Raw genomic sequence first — 1,013 nt, 5'->3', positions numbered from 1 at the left:
ATTCAGAACTGCTCTATTTTTTATCACCTTATATAGTCTAAAATAGAATTTCTTCATTATCTTACTTTCTGCCTTGTATTTCTCGGCTCTGGATATAATATTCTCAACCACAGAATATTCTTCCTTTGTAAGTGTTTTGTGCCATCTAAGACTATTAATGAACATATTGTAGATTTCCGAAAGGAAATATCTCTGATTTGAAACAGTTATCTCACTATTATTACTATATGATTTATCCATATAATCAAGCACAAAAGTAATGACCTTGATTACATGCTGATAGTTTCTTAACAACGAAACAGCACTAGTTGACTGATCATCACGCCCGATAAAATAATAGTACAAATACAAATCAAATACAATAAAATCTTTGATTCTATCTATTGGAAGAAAACAATATTGAATATCTGTATAACATATTCCTTCAATATGCTTTAATCCAACCTTACGTAAGACTTCTGTCTTATAAGCCATACTATGCATATTGAATTCTCTTCCTACAACATGAGGTTCAATTTCAAACTCCTGCATTTGATAGATCTTATTGTATTCAACTGTACTGAAAGGGAATTTTTTTATCTCAACACTTCCATTATTCTTTACTCTATACTCCGTTCTCAATGTAACAAACAGATCTGTATCACAGGTTTCCAAACGTTTTAATAGTTCTACCAAAGCATCTGTATCAAACCAGTCATCAGCATCCAGCATTCTAAAATATTTACCATTAGCTACTGCAAGCGCTGCATTTATACATGAGCCGTAATGTCCATTAGGTTTATCGATAACTGTTATTATGTCCGGACGCTTCCTTTCATAGCTGCGGATTATCTCAAGAGATTTATCTTTACTTCCGTCGTTTACAACGATTACCTCTAATGTGGATGGAACTTTAGCATCTGTTACTGTGTCCAAACATCTTGCTAAATACTTCTCCATATTATATGTTGGAACAACTAATGATAATAACTTCATAATTTTAAACCATATTAAATTGTTACTAAATACTAGTA

At 31.7% G+C, this 1,013-nt stretch carries 1 protein-coding gene; it reads right to left on the bottom strand.

Annotation, left to right across the window (positions count from 1 at the left end; genetic code table 11):
• Window positions 1-975 (bottom strand): glycosyltransferase family 2 protein (locus I6E24_RS16405; RefSeq protein WP_235329773.1); only part of this gene is annotated, 975 nt, incomplete at its 3' end.
• Window positions 976-1,013 lie beyond the last annotated feature (38 nt).

The sequence above is a fragment of the Bacteroides caecigallinarum genome (assembly GCF_021530995.1).
In the GTDB taxonomy this organism is placed as follows: domain Bacteria; phylum Bacteroidota; class Bacteroidia; order Bacteroidales; family Bacteroidaceae; genus Phocaeicola; species Phocaeicola faecigallinarum.
The sequence above is the reverse complement of the archived record's forward strand: the minus strand, read 5'-3'. Positions and strand labels throughout refer to the sequence as shown.